The sequence below is a fragment of the Corynebacterium sp. CCUG 70398 genome, from assembly GCF_024454055.1.
Lineage (GTDB): Bacteria > Actinomycetota > Actinomycetes > Mycobacteriales > Mycobacteriaceae > Corynebacterium > Corynebacterium genitalium.
This window is the reverse complement of record NZ_JAGPYZ010000006.1, coordinates 1-22,208: the sequence shown is the minus strand read 5'-3', so window position 1 is coordinate 22,208 and position 22,208 is coordinate 1. Positions and strand designations below refer to the sequence as shown.

Annotated in this window: 17 protein-coding genes; 11 read left to right on the top strand and 6 right to left on the bottom strand. The window is 61.5% G+C overall.

The genetic code is table 11. The features are described from left to right. Positions 1-37 precede the first annotated feature (37 nt). Positions 38-1,225 carry an alpha/beta hydrolase gene (locus tag KBX07_RS07765; protein ID WP_256023668.1) on the bottom strand — a complete coding sequence of 396 codons (1,188 nt, stop codon included), beginning with the start codon at positions 1,223-1,225 and terminating at the stop codon, positions 38-40. Next, complete coding sequence (locus KBX07_RS07760; protein ID WP_040423475.1) at positions 1,226-1,456, bottom strand: hypothetical protein; 231 nt, start codon at positions 1,454-1,456, stop codon at positions 1,226-1,228. Between the two features lie 90 nt (positions 1,457-1,546). On the opposite strand from KBX07_RS07760, the gene KBX07_RS07755 reads away from it, so the two are divergent. Next, positions 1,547-2,338: a carbon-nitrogen hydrolase family protein gene (locus KBX07_RS07755; protein ID WP_255998843.1), complete on the top strand. Its 792-nt coding sequence runs from the start codon at positions 1,547-1,549 to the stop codon at positions 2,336-2,338. Here the strand turns inward: KBX07_RS07755 and KBX07_RS07750 are convergent. Further along, positions 2,335-3,255 (bottom strand): hypothetical protein, encoded by a 921-nt coding sequence (locus KBX07_RS07750; protein ID WP_255995138.1) that lies wholly within the window; start codon positions 3,253-3,255, stop codon positions 2,335-2,337. The genes KBX07_RS07755 and KBX07_RS07750 overlap by 4 nt on opposite strands. A gap of 73 nt (positions 3,256-3,328) precedes the next feature. Here KBX07_RS07750 and KBX07_RS07745 point away from each other — a divergent pair, with 73 nt between their 5' ends. Next, positions 3,329-4,717 (top strand): sodium/glutamate symporter, encoded by a 1,389-nt coding sequence (locus tag KBX07_RS07745; protein ID WP_005288290.1) that lies wholly within the window; start codon positions 3,329-3,331, stop codon positions 4,715-4,717. On the opposite strand, the gene KBX07_RS07740 is transcribed toward KBX07_RS07745, so the two are convergent. Next, positions 4,714-5,202, bottom strand: coding sequence for a YafY family protein (locus KBX07_RS07740; protein WP_256023666.1), 489 nt, complete (start codon positions 5,200-5,202; stop codon positions 4,714-4,716). The two genes, KBX07_RS07745 and KBX07_RS07740, sit on opposite strands and share 4 nt — an antisense overlap. Positions 5,203-5,658: 456 nt before the next feature. Here KBX07_RS07740 and clpB point away from each other — a divergent pair, with 456 nt between their 5' ends. Beyond that, the gene (clpB, locus tag KBX07_RS07735; protein WP_256023665.1) at positions 5,659-8,307 is read left to right on the top strand and encodes an ATP-dependent chaperone ClpB; all 2,649 of its coding nucleotides are present in this window, start codon (positions 5,659-5,661) and stop codon (positions 8,305-8,307) included. Positions 8,308-8,437: 130 nt separating this feature from the next. Here the strand turns inward: clpB and KBX07_RS07730 are convergent, their stop codons facing one another. Then, on the bottom strand, positions 8,438-9,355 hold the full coding sequence (locus KBX07_RS07730; protein WP_256023663.1) for an endonuclease domain-containing protein: 918 nt from the start codon (positions 9,353-9,355) through the stop codon (positions 8,438-8,440). A 178-nt stretch (positions 9,356-9,533) separates the two neighbouring features. Here KBX07_RS07730 and KBX07_RS07725 point away from each other — a divergent pair, with 178 nt between their 5' ends. From KBX07_RS07725 to KBX07_RS07695, 7 genes are all read left to right on the top strand, one after another. Beyond that, entirely contained in the window at positions 9,534-9,962 is a 429-nt protein-coding gene (locus KBX07_RS07725) for a hypothetical protein (protein WP_255996129.1), read from the top strand. A gap of 58 nt (positions 9,963-10,020) precedes the next feature. Then, complete coding sequence (locus tag KBX07_RS07720) at positions 10,021-11,412, top strand: adenylosuccinate synthetase (RefSeq protein ID WP_256023662.1); 1,392 nt, start codon at positions 10,021-10,023, stop codon at positions 11,410-11,412. A 171-nt stretch (positions 11,413-11,583) separates the two neighbouring features. Beyond that, positions 11,584-12,261: a hypothetical protein gene (locus tag KBX07_RS07715; protein WP_256023660.1), complete on the top strand. Its 678-nt coding sequence runs from the start codon at positions 11,584-11,586 to the stop codon at positions 12,259-12,261. A 107-nt stretch (positions 12,262-12,368) separates the two neighbouring features. Next, positions 12,369-12,497, top strand: a complete 129-nt coding sequence (locus KBX07_RS07710; RefSeq protein WP_370687279.1) for a hypothetical protein — start codon at positions 12,369-12,371, stop codon at positions 12,495-12,497. A gap of 299 nt (positions 12,498-12,796) precedes the next feature. Then, on the top strand, positions 12,797-15,553 hold the full coding sequence (locus tag KBX07_RS07705; RefSeq protein WP_256023659.1) for a hypothetical protein: 2,757 nt from the start codon (positions 12,797-12,799) through the stop codon (positions 15,551-15,553). A 138-nt stretch (positions 15,554-15,691) separates the two neighbouring features. Further along, positions 15,692-16,462, top strand: a complete 771-nt coding sequence (locus KBX07_RS07700) for a class F sortase (protein WP_256023657.1) — start codon at positions 15,692-15,694, stop codon at positions 16,460-16,462. Positions 16,463-16,659: 197 nt separating this feature from the next. Beyond that, positions 16,660-18,309: a DUF5979 domain-containing protein gene (locus KBX07_RS07695; protein WP_256023655.1), complete on the top strand. Its 1,650-nt coding sequence runs from the start codon at positions 16,660-16,662 to the stop codon at positions 18,307-18,309. 203 nt (positions 18,310-18,512) lie between these two features. Here KBX07_RS07695 and KBX07_RS07690 read toward each other — a convergent pair whose 3' ends face one another. After that, entirely contained in the window at positions 18,513-19,793 is a 1,281-nt protein-coding gene (locus tag KBX07_RS07690; RefSeq protein ID WP_256023654.1) for a hypothetical protein, read from the bottom strand. A 518-nt stretch (positions 19,794-20,311) separates the two neighbouring features. Between KBX07_RS07690 and KBX07_RS07685 the strand changes: the two genes are divergently transcribed. Next, positions 20,312-22,208 (top strand): DUF5979 domain-containing protein (locus KBX07_RS07685; protein ID WP_256023652.1); only part of this gene is annotated, 1,897 nt, incomplete at its 3' end.

Genomic DNA, 22,208 nt, shown 5'->3' with positions numbered 1-22,208 from the left:
TTTCATTTTGTAGCACCACCACCGTACGCTTTTTCGCTTATCGACGCGCCATCCGCCCCAGCCCCTCCAGCATCTCCGCGTCCGTGAAGTAATCGGTATGGGAACCGCGCACCCCGTTCAGTTGGTCGGCACCAAAGATGGGGCTCGCGGGGTTGTAGCCGTGCACGGCGCTGAACGGCCCGCGGAGAGCCCGGATCGGGTCGGTGGGGGAGTCCACGACTGTGACCTGCGGGTTATCGCCCACGAGCGTGAGTTCGTTGGCGTTGCGCGCCGGGACACCGGGCGAACCGGCCAGGACCAGGTCATCGGCGAACAGCCCGTGATCCATTGCCGCGCGGGTGGCCACAACTGATCCGTAGCTGTGGCCGATGACGATCTTGTGGGCGTCGGGGAAGCGTTCGTCGATAGCCATCTGGAACATGGCCAGGTCGTCGGCACCGGCGCGGGCAGCTGACGGGTCAATGCCCGAGGGGACATCCGGCGGCGGGGCGTACCCCTGCCACACGATGACGGCGCCGCCGGTCGCATCGGCGACGTTCTGTGCTTCTTCGATGGCCCGGGGAAGTTTGGCCGGGGTTCCGGAGGACACGCCCGAGACCATAGTGGTCACGGAGCTGGGGTCGATGAGGTCCCCCGCGCCACCGTCGCCAACATCGCCCCGCGGCCCGACCATGACGGTGTACCCGCCGGGGCCGGCCTCGAGGAGAAGGCCATCCGCATCCTCGATCGCGTCTCGGACGGATGCGGGTGCGGTGCCCATGTTCCGCGCGCTGATATCGTTCAGCGACTCCCCGGGATGGAAAGCCAGCCGGTCCAGGTCAGCTTCGTGCTCTAAGAAACAGGCCCCGGAGATCGCGGAGGCGCAGGCCTGGTCGAGCATCCGGGCGGCCAGGGCCAGGCTGACGACGGCGGCGCGGTGGGCCGCCATGGCGGGCGGGGGAACGATGGCTGTCCGCAGGGCCTCATTTGCGAGGTCGAGGGCGGCCTGCGCTGTGGCGGCATCCTCCAAGATCCCGGCCACAGTATTCATCTGGTCGGCGGGCCCATCGAAGGCGCGCCCGAGATCAACCAGGCGGCCTAGTCCAGCGTCGGCGGCCGGTCCGGCGAAGCCGGTGGAGGAGAGGGAGGTGAGGTGGTGGGCGGTGTCGTCGATACGCGAAAGGGCGCTGGTGCGCGCGGACCGCAAGCTGGACGCGGCGGCGGTGAGTTCTGATGTGACCAGCATTTATCCTCCGAAGACCGTGTCGTCGACGTGGACGGCGTCGGCGACGAAGCTGTGCAGTTCGCCGTCGTGGGCGTGGAGGGCCTCGTCGCGGCGGCGCAGCGCGGCCTGGAGGGAGTCATGCGCGCGGGCGAGTGCGGTCGCGGTGAGGCTGGGAGTGGCCAGTCCGTCCATCGTGGGTGCGGACCATTCGGACAGGTAGGGGAGGTTACGTGGCGTTTCGATGTAGCTCATGGCCCTAGCCAAAACCATCCGCAAACTAGGTGCAACAAGGCCCGATTTTGCCTGTGGAATTCGGCGAGAATTACACATACGCTGGGGCGCATGCGTATCGGACTCGTGCAAATCACCACTTCCGACGACAAGGCGGACAACCTCCGGCTGGCGTCCGAAAAGATCCGCGAAGCGGCGGACAAAGGTGCGACACTCATCGTCTGCCCGGAGGCGACTTCGCAGGCGTTCGACTCCGGTCGCCTGGACACGCAGGCCGAGGAGCTTGACGGGCCGTTTGCGACGGGGTTGCGCGAGCTTGCTCGCGAGCTCGGCGTCACCATCGTCGCCGGCATGTTCCGCCCCGCCGACAGCCAGGGCGAGATCAACCGCGTCTACAACACCGCGCTGATCACCGGAAATGGGCTGCATGAGGGGTACGACAAGATCCACACCTTCGACACCGCGCAATACCAAGAGTCCAAAACTGTCCGCCCCGGCACCGACCTGCACACCTTCACCCATGAGGGCGTGACGGTGGGCGTGGCCATTTGCTTCGACATCCGCTACCCCGAGCAGTTCAAGCAGCTCGCCCGCGAAGGCGCCAAGGTCATCGTCGTGCCCACCAGCTGGGCCGACGGCGAAAATAAGGTCGAGCAGTGGAACATTCTTTCCCGGGCCCGTGCACTGGATGCAGGGGTATTCATCATGGCCCCAGACCAGGCCCGGCCGGGTGGTTCCGCCGAAGCAGGAAAAAATTCCGGGCCGACCGGCGTGGGGCACTCGATGGCGGTCGCGCCCGACGGCCGCATCCTTGCGGAGGGCGGATACGAGCCCGAGGTCATCGTCGTCGACATCGACCCCGACGAGGCCGCCAAGCAGCAGGAAGCGCTGCCGCTCCTTTAAAACAGTGTCAGGCTGAGCCAGTCCGTCTTTTCTGCGAGGGAGCGGATGCCGGGCTCGTTGGCACCGATGGCGTCGACAAGCAGATTGACACTCATCTGCTGCTTTTCGACGTCCTCAGCCATCCTCCCCACCAGCTCAAACACCGCCGCACGCGCCCCCGGCAACCTCTCGCCCGTGCCGTCGACGGTGAAGGTCACACCTAACGCGCCGGCGGGCAGGGTGAGGTCTATGGCGTCGCCGCGCGGCTCGCCGAAAGTCCAGTACTCGCCGATGCCCGGCACGCGAATCGGGCCAGCTTGGCCGCCGTCCCGGAGATTCGGAAGCAGGAAGAAGACGAGCTGACCGTAATCGTTCGGAGGAACGGCGGGAACGAGTTCCTCCCACTGCTGCTGAAGAGCATCAGCTGCCCCGCTCACCGCTGGGCCAGCGTTCGGCCGCAGGACTGGTAGCGACTGGCCGGAAAGGTAATCGACCGGGGCAGGAGCCTCAAGATAGACAGCGCAGCCCGGCATGCCCGAGCCGTTGATCTCCGGCGGGATGAATAGGGGCAACACGCCCGTGACCTCCGCGGCCGTCGCCGGCGGAATGCCGTCCACATCCGCCCGGCGGGCCACCGCTGCCATGCCGATCAACCTGCCGCGGGCGCGGTCGAGCAGCTCGCGCTCGTCGGCCTCTGTCATCCGTCCCGGAAGCTGCCCTGCCAGCGCCAGCGCGCGGGAGAGGGCTTGCTCCATCTCGTCGGCCAATGCCTCGTAATCCTCCGGGGTGACGCCCAGGCGCCGCCGGTCCAAGGCAGTGTCTTCGACGGAGGGTGTGGGGGAGGGGGTGAAAAGAACGTCGATAAGCGTGCGTGCTTCAGGCACCTGCGTGAGCTGCGCGTCCAGCTCTTCCCGTGCCATGTGATCAAGCTCGGCCATGCAACAAACACTAGTATGTCCGGGCTGCACGCTAAGCTAACCGGTATAGCACAATTCGTGAAAGGTCCGGCACATGGAATTCACACCTTACGACATGCTGCTTGACGTCGGATGGATTTCCCTCCTTCTCATCGTCGGCAACGTCCTGCGCCAGCGAATCCGCATGCTCCAGCAACTGCTGCTGCCGGCCCCAATCACGGCCGGTTTGCTCGGACTGGTTCTTGGGCCGGAGGTGCTCGGGTGGATCAACTTCTCAGAGAACGTCGGCACCTACACCACTATCCTCATCGCCGTCGTGTTCGCGTCGATGGCGTACTCGATGGACCTCGGCGGGTCCGTGGCTAAGGGTGCGCGCAACATGTGGGCGTTTTCCACCACGATGTTCGTGTTCCAGTGGGGCCTGTTCGTGCTGCTCGGCCTCTACCTGTTCAAGCCCGTGTTCGGCACCGAAGACTGGTTCGGCATGATGCTGCCGGTCGGTTTCGTCGGTGGCTTCGGTACCGCCGCGGCCGTGGGGTCCTCGCTGGAGGACATCGGTGTGGAAGGCGCATCCTCGCTCGGTTTCACTGCCGCGACCGTGGGCACGCTTGTCGCCATCGTCGGCGGTGTCATCGTGGCCAACTGGGGCATTCGCGCCAGCAAGACGACCGAGCTGCAGGGCGAACTGCCGGAAGACCTCCGATCCGGCTACATCGAGAACGAAGATGAGCGCCCATCCATCGGTAAAGCCACGACCAACCCGTCGTCGATCGAGCCGCTCGCGTTGCACGCCGGCTTCATCGTTTTCACCGTGCTCATTGCCTATGTGCTTAACGACGCAATCAAGGCCCAATGGCCCAACGTCTCCATTCCCTTGTACGCCCTGTCGTTCGTCATCGGCTTGCTGGGCCGCCTTGGCCTGCGCCTGGTGCGCCGCCCGAACTACCTGGACAAAGACACCGTTAGTGCCATCTCCGGTGCTGCGACCGACTACATGATCGCGTTCGGTATCGCCTCCATCGTTCCCGCCGCGCTGGCGGACTACTGGCAGGCGCTCGTGCTGCTGTTCGTTCTCGGCGTGGTGTTCTGCCTGTTCTACCTGCTGGTCATGGCGCCGCTCTACTTCGGTGAACACTGGATCGAGCGCGGGCTCTTCGGCTGGGGCTGGGCAACCGCCGCTGTGGCCACCGGTATCGCGCTGCTCAAGATGGCCGACCCGAAGCTCAAATCCGGCACCCTGAACGAATACGGCGTGGCCTACGTCGGCTTCGCCCCCTTCGAGATCGGCATGACCATTCTCGCGCCGATTGCCGTCATCGCCTCCTTCACCGGCGGATTCGGGTGGATTTCCACCGCGATCGCGGCGGGCATTCTGGTCATGAGTTTTGTTCTCAAATGGGCCCCCGCGAAGAAATACGCCGACGGTCAATCGGGCGCGGGGTCCGGCGGTTCAGGAAGCACACGGATCAAGAACGCGATCTAGCCCCCGCTTTTCGACGCTTTCGCCTCCACCCTCATCTGATAACCCTCCCCGTACTTCTTGAGGAGGGGCATCCGCAGCGACTCGAGGAACGCTTCGGGGAGAAGCTTCCTGATGCGCTCTTCGAGGTCATTAGCCCGTTCGGCATATTCGTCCTCCGGGTACCTGATGTAGGCAAGACCTGCCAGGATCGTTTCCATTTCATCCTCGCTGAAGATGAGGGGAGGGATAGCATCGACGCTCTTGAGCTGGTACCCGCCGTAGAATCCGGGGTGGCCCTCGACCTCGAATCCCAACGCGCCGAGTTCTGCGATGTACCTGCGCAGCGTGCGGTCGTTGACACCGATCCGCTCCGCAAGCTCGCTACCTGTGAATGTTTGCCTGGTTTGCAAAAGCGCGAGCAACATCGCGCCTCGTAGAAACGGTGGGCACTTGGGGCGACCTTCAAAGATCGATCCAACGTCCTTCGCTTCGGCCTTGTTTGTCATGGCCTGTTTCCCCCTCTTTTGTCTCCCACGATCTCTGCTTGTCCCCCACGATCCACACAGCCCCACGACCGTGGTTGCCGCGATGAATCTGCCGTTAGGTTAGTTTGGTGAATATGTGCTCGCCAGCGGTTGTGGGCATGACTGGCCGCATCGTTGTCGTTTTTATGTCTTGAGCAGCGATTTTGGTGCTGCTAAAACCAGGGCATGAAAGCCCTAGTTTTCGCTCGTATGAAACTGCTGCTAGAACCCGATGAACGGTCGCAACTAGGACATCGGTGACCGCATCGGCAGGAGCGCACATGTCCGCATGTAGACGGAAAGGGCCAGAGGGGGCGGGGTGTCGTCAAGCTTTCTAGCCTTGAGTGGAACAGACTCAACCTTGCGGGCGTTGAAGTGAGCGACCACCTAGCGTGGAGTTAGGAATTTAGAACAAAAGCATTCAGAAAGGAGCCCCTCGTGAGCTCATTCAACCCCACTACAAAGACACAGGAAGCTCTCCAGCAGGCTCTGCAGACGGCTTCTGCCAACGGCAACCCGGACATTCGCCCGGCGCACTTGCTGCAGGCCATCCTCTCCCAGGAGGAGGGCATCGCCGCGCCGGTGCTGAAGGCGACCGGCGTTGACCCGCAAACCGTTGTGAAGGAAGCCGCCGACATTGTCGATGGCTACCCGAAGGCGGAAGGCCAGAACATGGCCAACCCGAACTTCAACCGCGACGGCCTTAACGCGCTGAACACGGCGCAGGAACTCGCCAGCGAGCTTGGCGACGAATACGTCTCCACAGAAGTCCTCCTCGCCGGCATCGCCCGCGGTTCGGACGATGCCGCTGACCTGCTGAAGAAGCGGGGTGCGACGTACGAGACCATTAAGGGGGCGTTTCCGTCGGTACGCGGGCACCAGAAGGTGACCACGCAGGACCCGGAAGGCCAGTTCCAGGCGCTGGAAAAGTATTCGACCGACCTGACGGCGCGCGCCCGCGAGGGCAAGATCGACCCGGTCATCGGGCGCGATAGCGAGATCCGCCGCGTCGTCCAGGTGCTAAGCCGCCGGACGAAGAACAACCCGGTGCTGATTGGTGAGCCGGGCGTGGGTAAGACCGCGATCGTGGAGGGCCTCGCCCGCCGCATCGTCGCGGGCGACGTGCCGGAATCCCTGAAGGGCAAGACGCTGATCAGCTTGGACTTGGGCTCGATGGTGGCCGGCGCGAAGTTCCGCGGCGAGTTCGAGGAGCGCCTGAAGGCTGTGCTGGATGAGATCAAGTCCTCCGACGGGGAGATCATCACCTTCATCGACGAGCTGCACACCATCGTCGGCGCTGGCGCGACCGGTGAGGGCTCGATGGATGCCGGCAACATGATCAAGCCGATGCTGGCCCGCGGCGAGCTGCGCCTGGTCGGTGCGACCACCCTTGACGAGTACCGCAAGTACATCGAAAAAGACGCCGCCCTGGAGCGCCGCTTCCAGCAGGTGTACGTCGGCGAGCCGAGTGTGGAAGACACCATCGGTATCCTCCGCGGCCTGAAGGACCGCTACGAGGTGCATCACGGTGTCCGCATCCAGGACTCGGCACTGGTCGCGGCGGCGTCGCTGTCGGACCGATACATCACCAACCGCTTCCTTCCGGACAAGGCTATCGACCTGGTCGACGAGGCCGGCTCCCGCCTGCGCATGGAGATCGACTCCTCCCCGCAGGAGATCGATGAGCTTGAGCGCGTCGTCCGCCGTCTCGAGATTGAGGAGATCGCACTGGAAAAGGAGTCCGACGCAGCTTCGCGCGAGCGTCTCGACGCCCTGCGTCAGGAACTCGCCGACCAGCGCGAGAAACTCGGCGAGATGAAAGCCCGCTGGGAGAACGAGAAGTCCGAAATCGACAAGGTCCAGCACGCCAAGGAAGAGCTGGAAGATCTGCGCAACCAGTCCGAAATCGCGGAGCGTGACGGTGACTTCGCCAAGGTGTCGGAGCTGCGTTACGGTCGCATCCCGGAGTTGGAGGCGCAGGTTGAGGCGGCGGAGGCGTCGGCAAGCGTGAAGACCATGCTGACGGAAGAAGTCACGCCGGATGTCATCGCGGACGTTGTGTCCAGCTGGACGGGCATTCCCGCCGGCAAGATGATGGAAGGCGAGACCGAGAAGCTGTTGAACATGGAGAGCGTGCTCGGCGGGCGCGTCGTCGGGCAGCACGAGGCCGTGAATGCGGTCTCGGATGCTGTTCGCCGTTCGCGCGCCGGGATCGCCGACCCGAACCGCCCAATCGGTTCCTTCCTCTTCCTCGGCCCGACGGGTGTGGGTAAGACGGAGCTGGCCAAGTCGCTCGCGGAGTTCCTCTTCGACGACGAATCCGCCATGATCCGCATCGACATGTCCGAATACGGCGAGAAGCACTCCGTCGCGCGCCTCGTCGGTGCGCCTCCGGGATACGTCGGCTTCGACGCCGGCGGCCAGCTCACCGAAGCCGTGCGCCGTCGCCCGTACTCGCTCGTGCTTTTCGACGAAGTCGAGAAAGCCCACCCGGACGTCTTCGACGTCCTCCTGCAGGTCCTCGACGAAGGCAGGCTTACCGACGGCCAAGGCCGCACCGTCGACTTCCGCAACACCGTCATCATCCTCACCTCCAACCTGGGTGCCGGTGGTTCGCGCGACGAGATCATGGAGGCTGTGAAGAGGGCGTTCAAGCCGGAATTCATCAACCGCCTCGACGACGTGGTCGTGTTCGATCCGCTGACGCAGGACCAGCTGGTCGGCATTGTGGACATCCAGCTGCGCGGGTTGGCTGACCGGCTGGCTGAACGTCGCCTGGCCTTGGACGTCACGGATGCCGCGAAGCGCTGGCTTGCCGACCGCGGCTACGACCCCGCCTACGGTGCCCGCCCACTACGCCGCCTGATCCAGAAGGAAATTGGCGACAAGCTGGCCCGCGAGGTGCTGGCCGGTGAAATCCGCGACGGCGACGCCGTGCTCGTTGAGGTCGGCCCGGACGCGGACACGCTGACCGTCACCCGCGGTGCTGGTGCTGGCGGTGCCGGCGAGGCCGCTGACGCTGGTGAGGGTGCTGGCGACGGAGCCGCGCACGCCGGAGCCGACACCGACGCCGCAGACGCCAACTAGCGCTGCGGCAGGCCCGACAGTCCCCACCTCGACCCCACCGCGCCCCCCACCATTCCGATTGACTAGAACCAGACGACTAGAAAGCTCCGTTTCGGGCCGAGAACCGGGCAATCTAGCTGTCTGGTTCTAGCTATTTGCCGGGTTGGCTTGGGCGGCGGCTGGCCCGCTCGATCGCGCCGCGCAAGGTCTCGATGCAGTACTCGGGGTTCGTTAACAGCTCCCGCGGCGAAAACCGCACAACTTCCAGGCCCATGTTGATCAGCAGTTTCTGCCGTTTCAGTTCGCCGCGGCTGATGTCGTCGAGGGATCCGTAGGTGACGCCGTCGTACTTCGCATCCCCGTCGATTTCCACGGCCACGTGGTCACCGATCATCAGGTCGGGCTCGATGTACCGCCCACCGGGAAGAGGCAGCCGCGGGTGCATCCGGATGCCTTCAATTCCGGCTTCGACGAACAGCCCCTGCGCATACGGCTCAAACGGAGACAGCGCGCGCGGACTGCTCAGCTCGATGCACTGTCGAATTGTCGCGATCCCTTTAACCGGCCCAAGCCTTTCCGCTTCTCGACGCATCTTCCCAACCCCCCACCCCCTGTACTTCAACCAAGACATAGCCACCAGGCCTTCCACCAGCCCATACGTAGCGGCAATGTCGGCGGCGGTGCGGAATGGGGTGAGGGTGCGGGCGCCGTCGATAAGCGTGATCTCTTCAGGGCGCAGCTTCATGCGCCGACAACGTTGACCCTCTGGCATGGTCGTGCAGGGGTGAGCGCCGCGGGTCAGTTCGGCGGTTTCTTTCGATCGCGTAACCACCCACATGCCATGAATCCGTGCAGCGGTGCGGCCGATTGCAATGGATTTCGGAACACCGCGACCAGTGGCGATGGCAACCAGTCGAGCCCTCTCATGCGGAGCAAGCGACCGGAAGTAGTCGCTCCGGACAGCTTGTGTCGGTGCCAGTTTGACCATGCGGCCGGTTTCGATTTCTGCCCACACCGGGCTGCCCGCTTTGTGGCACCGCAGATTGACCAGTTCATCCCCCGAATTCATGCACCCAGCCTGACTTATCGCACCGGGCGGCGCACCTACGGGCCCGTTTGGCTGTGGAATTCGGCGGGTTATCCACATGGGGCCGGTTCGCTTGCCGGGCTGTCTTGGGCTGGCCGGGCGGTTGGCCTGGTGTCTTTTCCGCTTTGAGCAGTCGGATTATTACCGTTACATCGCATTCATGAATGCCTCCAAGACCCCGAAGATGGATCAGATCAAGGCTGATAAGAGGGAAGGGGGCACCTTCGAACTGACGCCGGCTCAGGCAGAGGAAAACGGAAAGCTGCTCGGCTTGGATCTGAAGGGTGTGATTGGCGCTGTTGCTGGTTCAGTGATCGGAGGCGGCGGTCTTGACGCATTCGTCGACATTGCCAAGACGAAGCTTCTTGAAAATGGACCGGAGGTGGCCGCTCCCATCGTCACCTACACCAAGTCCATGGGCGCCTGCGCCGGTAAGGAAAGCGAGTCCAGCTCCGTCCCCGCAGGCTCCTCCCTCTCCGTTGCCGGAGTCGGCGGCCTGCTGGCAGCTGGCGTTGCCCTGCTGTTCCTGATCACAGGCCTGATTGGTTTCGCTCTGCGTCCGGTGGTGGACGAGGCGTTCAACCGTTAAACTCTTTCGTGTATTTTGGAGCACAAAATATTCAGCTCGTTTTAGAAAGGACTAGACCATGACTGTGTACGCTAACCCGGGTTCTGAGGGCTCGATCGTTAACTTCGAGAAGCGCTATGACCACTACATCGGCGGTCAGTGGGTTGCTCCGGCGGACGGTGAGTACTTCGACAACTCCACTCCGGTCACGGGTGAGGTGTTCTGCCAAGTCGCACGAGGCACGCAGGCAGACATTGACCGAGCGCTTGATGCGGCGCACAAGGCTGCGCCGGAATGGGGCAAAACTTCTGCGGCGGAGCGCGCATTGATCCTCAACCGCATCGCGGACCGCATGGAGGAGCACCTCGAGGAAATCGCGGTCGCCGAGACGTGGGAAAATGGCAAGGCTGTGCGCGAGACTCTTGCCGCTGACATTCCGCTGGCCATCGATCACTTCCGCTACTTTGCGGGTGCCATCCGCGCGCAGGAGGGTCGCCTTTCGCAGCTTGACGACGACTCTGTGGCCTACCACTTCCACGAGCCGCTGGGCGTTGTCGGTCAGATCATTCCGTGGAACTTTCCGATCCTCATGGCCGTGTGGAAGCTCGCCCCAGCGCTGGCGGCGGGCAATGCCGTGGTGATGAAGCCGGCGGAACAGACCCCAGCATCGATTCTTTACCTGATGAACATCATCGGTGATCTCATTCCAGACGGCGTGGTCAACATTGTTAACGGCTTCGGCGATGAGGCCGGCGTCGCGCTGACCGGTTCTGACCGGATCGCAAAGATCGCGTTCACTGGTTCGACGGACGTCGGCAAGCTGATCAACAAGTCGGTCGCGGAGAGGATCATCCCGGTGACGCTCGAGCTTGGCGGCACCTACCCGTTTGTGACCAGCTCGAACCCGACGGCGGGCGGCGCGTGCGTCGGCTCCGGCATCGGTCCGACGCAGATCACGGGCGTGCTGGGCATTGTCAAGGCCTACACCACGCGTGTGGGTGCGGGCCCGTTCCCGACGGAGCTCTTTGACAAGTGGGGCGACTACCTGCAGGAAGTCGGCGGCGAGGTCGGCGTGAACACAGGGCGGAAGCGCCGCTGCGGCTGGTACGACGCCGTCATCGCCCGCTACGCCGCGCGCGTCAACGGCTTCACCGATTACTTCCTGACCAAGCTGGACGTGCTCACCGGCATCGGCGAGATTCCGATCTGCGTGGCCTACGACGTCGACGGTGTCCGCCACGACGAGATGCCGCTGACCCAGTCCGAGTTCCACCACGCCGAGCCGATCTTTGAGACCATGCCCGCCTGGGACGAGGACATCACCGGCTGCCGCACCTTCGAGGAGCTGCCGCAGCGCGCCCAGGATTATGTTCTGCGTCTCGAGGAGCTCTCCGGTGCACCCATGTCCTACATCGGTGTGGGGCCGGGGCGCGACCAGACGATCGTGCGCAACGACATCATGGAGCGGTAAGAGCTTTTTGCTAAGTGTCGGCCGGTCGGTTAGCGACAATCAGTGACGTAGCGGATCACCAGGGCACCTGCGGTCGAAAAAATACTTTCTAAAACAATGAAATGACGGCTGGAAAGTTTTAGTCTTGCTTTCGAGCATTTAAAACGTGAACGAAAGCAAAGGGTAAGTGGCGTGTCAAAGCAGACCACGGACGATCGAGCGTTGCCGAGTGGCGGAGAGGTCGATCACACGAACATCGGAGCGGAAATGGTTGCCACAATGCTGAATGAAAATTTCGGTACGGCTACTAAGTCTCAATATGAGCAGCTGGTATTCCATCTTTTCGCCCAGAACGGCGCTATCGATCTTGAGCGAAGCGATTTTGCAATTGCACAAGACCTTGGGTGCACTCCATCTAAGATCTCCGGCTTGCGGTATAGCCATTTTCAGCAGTTAACACGACTGACAGGGAATGTAGATTCTCGCAATGGCGTCGTCAACGAACTTGGTAGGCATGTCAAGGTTGATCTGCGGCCCAGTCACACGAATGATGAGAATACGACGCTTTATATTCGGGAGAAGTACTGGCGAGATCTCTTTAGGGATAAGGCTTACGAGTTCGGTGTCTTTACCGACACATCGTTCAATCGCGAACGCGTTGTGGTGAGCACCGAATCATTAGAAAACTACTTCTGGTATCTGTTTGCGGACTCCCAAAGCTGGCAACTTGAAGAGTGGTCTGAAAAGTACGGCCCTGACCGTAGTGCCTACAAAAAGATGATCGATAAGGCTAGAAAAATTGCGGAATCCCCTGAGGCACTAAAGGCCATTAGCATCGCGAAACTAGTTAGCGGACTGCCTTCTGCCTGAGTTTTGTCGAGCGTGCGATTAGCTTGTTGTCCGACGGTACGGACAGGAATCTACTAGGGATCGAGCTACAGCTGCGTAAACGAAGTTGCGGGCGAGATGGCGCGACGATGCTGCAGCGGCGCGCCCAGGATTATGTTCTGCGTCTCGAGGAGCTCTCCGGTGCACCCATGTCCTACATCGGTGTGGGGCCGGGGCGCGACCAGACGATCGTGCGCAACGACATCATGGAGCGGTGAAAGCTTTTCGCTTTTCGACGGAGCCTTCCCAGTCGACTTTCTTGCTCCATCAAGGAATTTATTGCCATGGGGACTATCCGGCAATGTCCTGTACGTGATAACTTCTAAGCTGTATACCGCCTTGGAACAGGCGGAGGCGGCCATGTGGGCTCGGTGCGAGTTCCGGAGGAAGTAAAACGATTCTCACGGAAGATGCCCGGGTCTCGGGCCAAATTGCAAATCACGATTGGGAGCGACCCTTGAAAGATCAACAACGCGGCGTGCAAATTGCTGGCCCGCGAAGGACTTTGATTGCCGTAGTGACGGCATTTGCTCTGTTCATTACAGGAGCCATGTTCGATCTTGTGCCGAGCTCGGAGGCGCAGGATGCTAACCCGGCGCCTGTGACCTTCGGGCAGCCGACAGTGACGCAGAACGGTCAGCCGATTGACAAGCAGCTCGACACGCGTGACCGTGTGAGCCTCAGCTTCCCGTGGACGGCAAACGGCACCATTGAGCAGGGCCAGACAATGTCCATCGACTTCCCGACAGAGATCCTGCCGCCTGCTAACAAGCTGCCGTTTAGCGTTTCGGGTCAAGAGGCTGGGTCGTGCGAAGTGCAGGAACGAACCCTGGTTTGCACCTTCAACCGGGACATCAATCAGGATAGTGTGACTGGCTCGATCGGCCTGAATGTGGGGCTCGGTGAGACCCCGGGCCCGGATTGGAAGTTCAACACCGTACCGGGCGGTGAACCGCTCTCCGTTGCTATCCCTGGCGGCAGCGTGGTGCCGTACGTGCTGCCGGAAGGCAAAGAAGACCGCGTTTCGAAGTACGGAACCATCGATTACGTAAACAATGTCATCGACTGGACGATCATCATCCCCGCTGAGAACCTCACTGATGAGAACGGTCAGGCCAGGTCTGTCCGCATCACTGACCAGCTGCAAAGCCGAAACCACGCCTACGTCGGGTTTGATGACCCCAACAGGGTTGTCTACGTCTACCAGGAGGATCTGAGCCGCGAGAATCAGGCGTGGCCGAACAGCAACGTCACCGCCCAGGATGGGGGTCGCGGTTTCGCTGCGGACATCGCCCCTCAGAGGGGTGGCTGGAACCCAGAGTGGGACCTGAAGATCACCTACCAGACGGAATTCGTCGGTGACCCGCAGGACCGCGAGAAGTTCGATAACTCGGCGAACGTCGTTGTTACTGACTCGCAGGGAATTGAGACGACGACTGCGGCTGAGGAGCGCAACGCTGGGGAGCACACCTACGACGCCGCTGCTGCTGCAGCGGGTGCGGGTGTTGAGCGCGGTTCATTCGCACTGACGAAGACCGTGATCGGTGAGCAGGAGTGCATTGCACGAATCGAGGAGCCCTTTACGGTCCAGGTCGACATCGACGTGAGGGACTCGGTCGGGCCGAACTTCCAGTTCCCGGGAACGGTCAAGCAGACTGAGGCGCAGCCCGCCGACGGCAAGATTTCTTATACCGCGGCCCTTCGGCCCGGTACGACGCTCACCGGTTACGACTCTCTGCCGCAGGGTTCGAAAGTTACCATTACTGAGGTGAAGCCGGACATCGCAGGTGTTGAATTCGCTGATCCGGATTACAGCCCGGGCCAGACCGTGACGATCGAGAACGCCGCAGAGAATGCGACTATCGAGCTGACCAATAGGATCGAGTCTTGTCCGCAGCCTACAACGGAACAGCCGGAGCCGACCACCACGGAGGAGCAGCCGGAGCCGACCACCACGGAGGAGCAGCCGGAGCCGACCACCACGGAGGAGCAGCCGGAGCCGACCACGACGGACGAGGAACCGGAGCCGACCACGACGGAGGAGCAGCCGGAGCCGACCACGACGGACGAGGAGCCGGAGCCGACCACAACGGATGAGGAGCCGGAGCCGACCACGACGGACGAGGAGCCGGAGCCGACCACGACGGACGAGGAGCCGGAGCCGACCACGACGGATGAGCAGCCGGAGCCGACCACGACGGACGAGGAGCCGGAGCCGACCACGACGGATGAGGAGCCGGAGCCGACCACGACGGAGGAGCAGCCGGAGCCGACGACAACGGAGGAGCAGCCGGAGCCGACCACGACGGATGAGGAGCCGGAGCCGACCACCACGGACGAGGAGCCGGAGCCGACCACGACGGACGAGGAGCCGGAACCGACCACCACGGACGAGCAGCCGGAGCCGACCACGACGGACGAGCAGCCGGAACCGACCACGACTGATGAGGCGCCGGAGCCGACGACGACGGACGAGCAGCCGGAACCGACCACCACGGAGGAGCAGCCGGAACCGACCACCACGGATGAGCAGCCGGAACCGACGACGACGGAGGAGCAGCCGGAACCGACCACCACGGATGAGCAGCCGGAGCCGACCACGACGGCGGAAGAGTCCCCGACCACAACCACCACCGGAGACCAGACCGTCCCCGGTGGCGATGGCGGCGAGACCGACGGCAACGGTGACGGAACCAACGACGGTGAGACCGGCGGTGACGACAACGGTGAGACCGACGGCAACGACGGAGAAACCGACGGCGACGGCAACAACGGAGAGACCGACGGTGACGGCGACGGTGAGACCGGCGGCAACAACGACGGGACCGACGGTGAAGACGACGGCGGAACCAACGGCAACGGTGACGGGACCAACAAGGAAGGTTCTTCTGCCCTCCCGTGGTGGCTGCTGCTCCTTGTCCCGGTCATTCCGATCGGTAAGTGGTTGATCGACAACTTCCCGGGCGGTTCCTCGAACCCGGCACCGGGCAAGCCATCCCCGGGTGAGCCGGCGCCGGGCCAGGGAGATAAGACCGCTACGGACGAGCCGGGTGGTTCGGAAGGCCAGGGTGACAAACCCAAGGGCAAGCAAGGCGATGAACCCAAGGGTGGAAACGGCGACAAACCCCAGCAGGCTGAGTCCGGCCAGCCTGGACGAGCCCCTGGTGGGCAACCCGCACAGCCCGGTAAGCCGGGTGGCGGCCGCCAGTCCATCCAGTCTGTGCCGTCCGGCGCGACTGCGAAGAGCGGTAACGTCCCGGACTTCATCGGCTAAAAATTAACCGCTCACCGTGCAAGACGGGCTGAAGGGAGAAATCCTTTAGCCCGTCTTTTAGTTTCCTCCCAAGACAATGACAATTGCTTGGGTATCGATGTCGCTTTCCAGCCCAAGTATGATTTAGGATATTTCGCGATGAGTACTGCGACACCAAACCCCAAGAACCTGCCGGACCCGGAAGATACTTCCTACGGGAAGTACCCGGATGACACCCAGGAAAGCGAAACGACCGAAAGCTCGAATAAGAAGCTGCCCCTGATCCTCGCTGCGCTCATCGGCGCAGTCGCCCTGATCTGCGCCATTGTTTTCATCCCGTGGGGAGGAAGCGACGACACAGAGGAGGCGTCGGAGGCACCGCAGCCTCAGACGAGCGCGGCGCCCGAAATTATCGAGGACGGCTATGTCGACGATTCCGGTCAGCAAGAAGAGGAGCTCAAACCGGTCCCTCAAGGCCATGAGGACATCAATGAGATGGCGTTGCAGATGAGCATCGGCACCGCGCCGGTCGAGATGGTGGGCCTGACGGCTGAGGGTGCGCTCATTCCGCCGGAGGACGTCAGTCGTCTCGGGTGGTACGCGTCGTCCGCGATTCCGGGCGACCCGAACTCCAAGGGTTCGACGGTGATCACCGGCCACGTGAACCACCAAACGCAGGGCCAGGGCTTCGCGTACAACTTCACGCAGCTTGCGGCGGGCGATGAGGTCTCCGTGCTTATCGACGGCACCACCCACACCTACCGCGTCACCAAACCCCCCTTCCGCGCCTCCAAGGAGGGGGCTCTGCCTGAAGAGGTGAATGATTCGACTGGTGAGAACAAGCTCGTGTTGATCACATGCGGTGGTGAGTTCGTCGGTGGAACGCTCGGTTATGCAGACAACGTATTCGTTATTGCAGAACCAATTTAAGCCTTGCTCAGGAATTTCGTAGAAAGTTCTCCGTCAGCCTTTACATATAATTGAAAACTGGGTACGATGCTCAACGTGCTCTGACAGTTACCTAAGAATTTAAACTAAAACTGTGAGCGACGTTCGAGACGTGCCGATCACTCTTGTCGGTATCGCCATCAGGACGAAACAGATATCGACTAATCAAGGAGTGATTCATGGACGCGCAGCGTAGTCTCGTGGGCCGTAAAGGCCTGCGTGCAACCCTCATCGCGTTGGTGACGGTTTTCGCCGTCTTCGTCGCTGCAGCTTTCGGGGGCAATGTTGTTCCCACAGCTAACGCGACTGAAGATGGGCACGTTCACGGCGAGTCGGAACAGGCCAAGACTGCCGAATCCGAGGCTGAAGAGCGTGCCGAGCAGCACGAGTCTGAGCGGGCGCACACTGATGGGGAACCGGGCGAGTTCCACATTAAGAAGGAAATCGAAGACTCGAACCTGGCTCACGAGGATAAGCCTGACGCAGAGACGCAGCTGAAGGACGCCACCTTCGAGGTAACCCTGGAGTTCGAGTTCCCGGAGGGTCAAACCGCTCCGGCGAAGCTTGGGCTGGATGGTAACAACACCAAGACCGTCGATCTCTCCGTTGGTACTGACAGCTACCCTGATGAAAGGGGGCTTGCGTTCTCGGACATCCCGGCAGGCACGAAGGTGACCCTCTCGCAGACCGGCAAGCCGGAGCTCGATGGCTTCCACTTTGACGAGGAGAAGTTCATCGCTGAGCAGGTCTCCCCTGGCGATAAAAGAGTTCTGAAAGATGAGGGCAAGACCGTCACCATCGAGTTCGAAGGCGACGATTGCTTCGAAGTCACGCTGACGAACCCGATCAGGAAGACGGTGCCGGGCGAGTTCCACATCAAAAAGCAGATCGACTACTCGAAGCTGACCGACGAAGACGCGGCTAAGGCTAAGGAACTGGCGAAGGGGAAGCAGTTCCCGGTCAACATGACCTTCGAGTTCCCGGAGGGCACCAACCGTGAGGCTGTGCTTGAGGGTAAAGAGTTCGAGCTCGTTGGAGAGAACAAGGCGCAGGTGAAGCTCAACGTCGACGCAGACCTCGAATCCTACGCAGCTGTCGGCGGCGACGAGAGGGGTATCGCATTCTCGCACCTCCCGATCGGCACCAAGGTGACTTTCTCTGAGGGCGAGAAGCCTAACCTCGGGGGCTTCGGTTACGGCGAGGAGGTCTTCATCGTGAAGGAAGGCCACCCCCACATCAAAGACAAGCCTGTGAAGGATAAGGGTAAGACGGTCACGATCCAGATCAAGGGCAATGACTGCTTCGAGATCGCCCTTTCGAACCCGATCACGTCTGGAGCCACTCCGGGCACCGATACCCCGGGCACCGATACCCCGGGCACCGATACCCCGGGCACCGATACCCCGGGCACCGATACGCCGGGCACGGACACTCCTGGCACCGATACGCCGGGCACGGACACCCCGGAGGAGCCGGGAAGCTCCGATGACAAGAAGAACCTGTGGTGGCTCCTGCTTTTGGCTCCGGTCATTCCGGGTCTGATCTGGCTGTTCAACCAGGGTCCGGGTACGTCTTCCACCCCGACGCCGGGTAAGCCGGATGACAACCCGCAACCGGGTAAGCCGGGTGACACCCCGCAGCCAGGCAAGCCGGGTGACAACCCGAAGCCCGAAACGCCGCGCGAGGGTGACAAGCCCCAGCAGGCGCAGCCTGGTACTCCCGAACAACCGGTGAAGCCTGGTGCGCCCAGCGATGGGCGTCAGCCGATTCAGTCGGTGCCGTCTGGTGCGACTGAGAAGGGCGATGGAGTTGCTGATTTCATCGGCTAGGAGCTAACCACTACCTAGAAAAGGCGAGCTGAGGGAGCGTTCCCTCGGCTCGTCTTCTATCTCCCGTCAAGTGGGTGAGGATTGCTTGGATATTCAGGGCTGATCTCGACTCTTTCAAGGCTTGGTTACTGAATCAATGAACATGGAGCTGGATGTAAGGAAGCGGGTGGACTGCGTTCAGTAGTCGACCCGCTTGATTGTTCTTATCCGATGAAGCGCGCCGTTCGATCCGTCAACGCCGTCGCGCCGGACGGCACGGATTGAATCGGTCGCCGTCCCTCTGCGGATGGGACAGTGGGGGGACCAGAAGGCTGAACACCTTCAGAGTCAGGCCGGCCAGACGCGGGAGCGGACGGGGACTCACTTGGATAAGTAGCCGGCAACGGAAGCTTTGACGGTGCGGTATCCGTCTCAACCTTTCCAGAGCTATCCGTCGTTGTTGGCGTGGCTGCGCTGGAAGGTGGTGGAGCTGTCGAGGGCTCCGATGGTGTCGACGAATCGGGTGGCGTCGGAGCTGTTGTCGGAGCATCGGTGGAGCTGGTGGTTGGCTCAGCGCTCTCCTCGGTGGCAGTGGGGCTTGCCGGTGTGCTTTCTTCGGTGGATTCCGGGGATGGTTCTGGGCAGGACGCATCGGGATTGAATGTAAACGAATGGAAGACGACCTCATCCGGTTGAGCCTGAGGATAGAGTTCCTCATTGGCTGCGGAAGTCCACAGATTGATGTGTAGCTGTTGCGTGCCGTTGTCGATCGGCACCCGTTCCGTCGCTGTGACATCGCTCAATATAGTGCCGTCGGAGGTTGTCGTCGTCACGCGGAGAAAACCTTCGCGCCACTCGGCGACCGTGGTCAACCTCTGCGGCCCCTCGGGGATATCGAATCCACTGATGAACATGCCGTCACCGGGTTCCGGGGCCTTGGTCAGATCGTCGGGATAGTAGGTGACGCCAGCATGCGGCAGTGGCCAGTCTTCTTCGCCCCAGCGGCTGATCTCAATGAAATCGATTTCAGTGAACCCGCCTTGGGTTGTGTGATTGTCGTCGACTTGTGCTGCGAGATCGTAAAGGAATATTCCCAACACGCTACTGGGGTCCATGTGGCCGAAGTCAGCAGAGTATTCGAGAGTATAGGTTCCATATCCCACCGATTCGGTGGTCATCAGCTCCACACCGCCGCGGATTCCTTCGTTGCGCACGGCGAGGTCCCCCGCATCATTCACTGAGGCACCGTTAACCCAGTTGCCGACTGCTTCACCGGGAGCGGGTGCCTGCGGTCCGCCCCATGGCATGTAGTGGTTTCGTTCGCGAACGCCCCATTCGAAACCGGCCCAGTTGAACGTAGTGAAGTCGTAGTCGGTGCGGAACCGAGCGCACTCCTGGGAAACGTTCTGCGCTGGATCGTCAGGTTCAGCGAAGCTTATAGGCGGAAGGGCGATCGCTGCCGCGAGCGCGACAGCGAAGGCACGGTGGACAGCACGTTTCTTCATTACCCGGCTTTCTTCTCTTCGAGCGTGAGCATCGTGTGGGTTGCGTTGGTCCCCGTATATTCGAGCGGGACAATCGACGGGTTTAGCGACTTAGGCTCGCTCGAGGCGGTACGTAGCAAGCACCGATAGCATGTAGTTACCGCGTCAATCATATAGGGGCCGATCGTGCTTGCAACTCTTGATTGTGAAAATCCCGGAGTTTTCGTGGTGTGACCCTGGACGGAACCTGACACAAGTTGCAGAAGTGGAGACCCGTAGCGCGGAAAACTTGCGACTCATTTGGGAAACTTTGGCGCTCGGTTATGTGTAACCGCCGGTCATCGAGCTGGGAGAGCGGGTGCACTAAAAAATGTAGCCAAAAACTTGACCTATTAACCAACGGTGCTACGATCTCAATTGTCTCTGTCAACACGCTTAAAGCAACGTCATAAGAGGCAGAGGATACGAGTTTACGGCGATACCGAGCACTCCTTTTCGGTATTGAGCCGAAAGCCTAGACATAGGAAGAAGGAGTGATCATGAACGATCATCAAGCAGCCGGCATTCCAGCCGGTCTGCGCCGAACGTTCATCGCTTTGGTGACAATTATCGCCGTGGTGATGGCAGCAGCGTTCGGGCTGAAACAACTACCGATGGCTAAGGCTGATCCGGTAGACGTCACCATCTCGGACGTGACTATCGCCAAGCAAGGCGACGGTTCCGAGCTCGTCGAGGGCAACGTCGTCGACGTTCGCATGAACTGGGAAGCCAACGGCCCCTTCACTGCAGGCGACACCTTCGAGGTGGACTTCCCGGAGACCTTCAAGCCGCAGTCGATCGACTCGTTCGATCTCACGGATGAAAACGACGCGGTCGGCGGTACATGCTCTGTGGCATCTGGCGCCCAGACCCTGGTTTGCACGCTGAACGAAGAGTTCGTTGGTAAGCAGAACGTCAACGGCCTCATTGGCCTGCGCGCACAGGCCGAGGCTGCCTCTGAAGACGAGGACTTCCCGTTCACCGTCAGGGGCAAGCAAGAGAGCACCCCTGTCGCGAACGTGCCTGGCGGCGTGAAGGAGAAGGGTGAGATCACCGACTTCACCGGTGTGGAGAACCTGGAGAAGAGCGCCCATATCGCCTCCCTGAGCGACGAATACCTGATCTGGGACATTCTGATCCCTTATGAGTCCTTCAAGGACGCTGACCAGATCGTGATCACGGACACGATTCAGGGCACCAACCACAAACACGTGGATGCCCAGGCGCCGGACGGCACACAGCGTGCGGGTGCGACCCAGCGTGATGCTCAGAACCAGCAGTCGTACATGAACGAGAACTTCGAGATCGTCAGTGACCAAGAGCTGCGAATCACCCTTTCTCCGTTCGACGCAGGCACCGTGGACGGTGATGGAAAAGAATACGATGGCAACTGGCAAGAAGGCCAGGACATTTACCTGACCTACTGGACCCAGCGCCTGAACGAGGTCACCAAAGAAGGTGACACCTACTCCAACAACATCTCGGTCAACGCTGACGGCAACGTCACTGAAGCCTCCGCCAGCATGTTCTGGAACACCGACGGCTTTGGCACCATTGAAGGTGTCAACACTGGCTCCTTCTCACTGACGAAGACCGTCGAGGTCGAGGGCGGGGAGCACTGCGAGGCTCTCGAGGACGCTAGCTACCCGGTCAACGTCACCATCACCCTGCCGGCAGGCTTCGAGGAAAACGACTACCCGAACAGTGAGGGCCGCGGTAACCGTGAAGGCAACGTGATCACTTACACCGACTACGTGCAGGACGGTGCCACCATCCGCGGCTACGACAGGTTGCCGGCTGGCACCACTGTCGCATTCAGCGAAACACAGCCGGAGATCGAGGGCGTGACCTTCCAGGAGCCCGTATTCTCCCAGCAGAGCATCACCATCGAGGATGAGAACTCCTCCAACGTTGCCGTCTCGCTGACCAACCCCGCGCAGTGCACTCCTGAAGCCCCCGCCACCGGCGGCTTCACGGTGAACAAGGTCGTCGAGGGTGTTGACGAAGCGGATGCTGAGGCCTTTAACAACATCCAGTTCCCGATCACCGCTAACATCACCTCTGCTGAGGGTGAAGAGCTCGACCCGGTTGAGGGCACCATCTCTGTAAACGGCGAGACTCTCACCGGTGAAGCACCGGTTGGTGCAACTGTCGTCATCACCGAGGGTGGCCCGGAAGGTGAACTGCCGGAGGGTTACACCTTCGATGGCGCCACTATCACTATTGGCGGCGAGGAAGTCAACGAGTTCACCATCGCTGATGGCGAAGAGTCCAACGTCGAGGTGACGGTCACCAACTCCTACATCAAGGACGAGCCGACCGAGCCGACCGAGCCGACCGAGCCGACCGAGCCGACCGAGCCGACCGAGCCGACCGAGCCGACCGAGCCGACCGAGC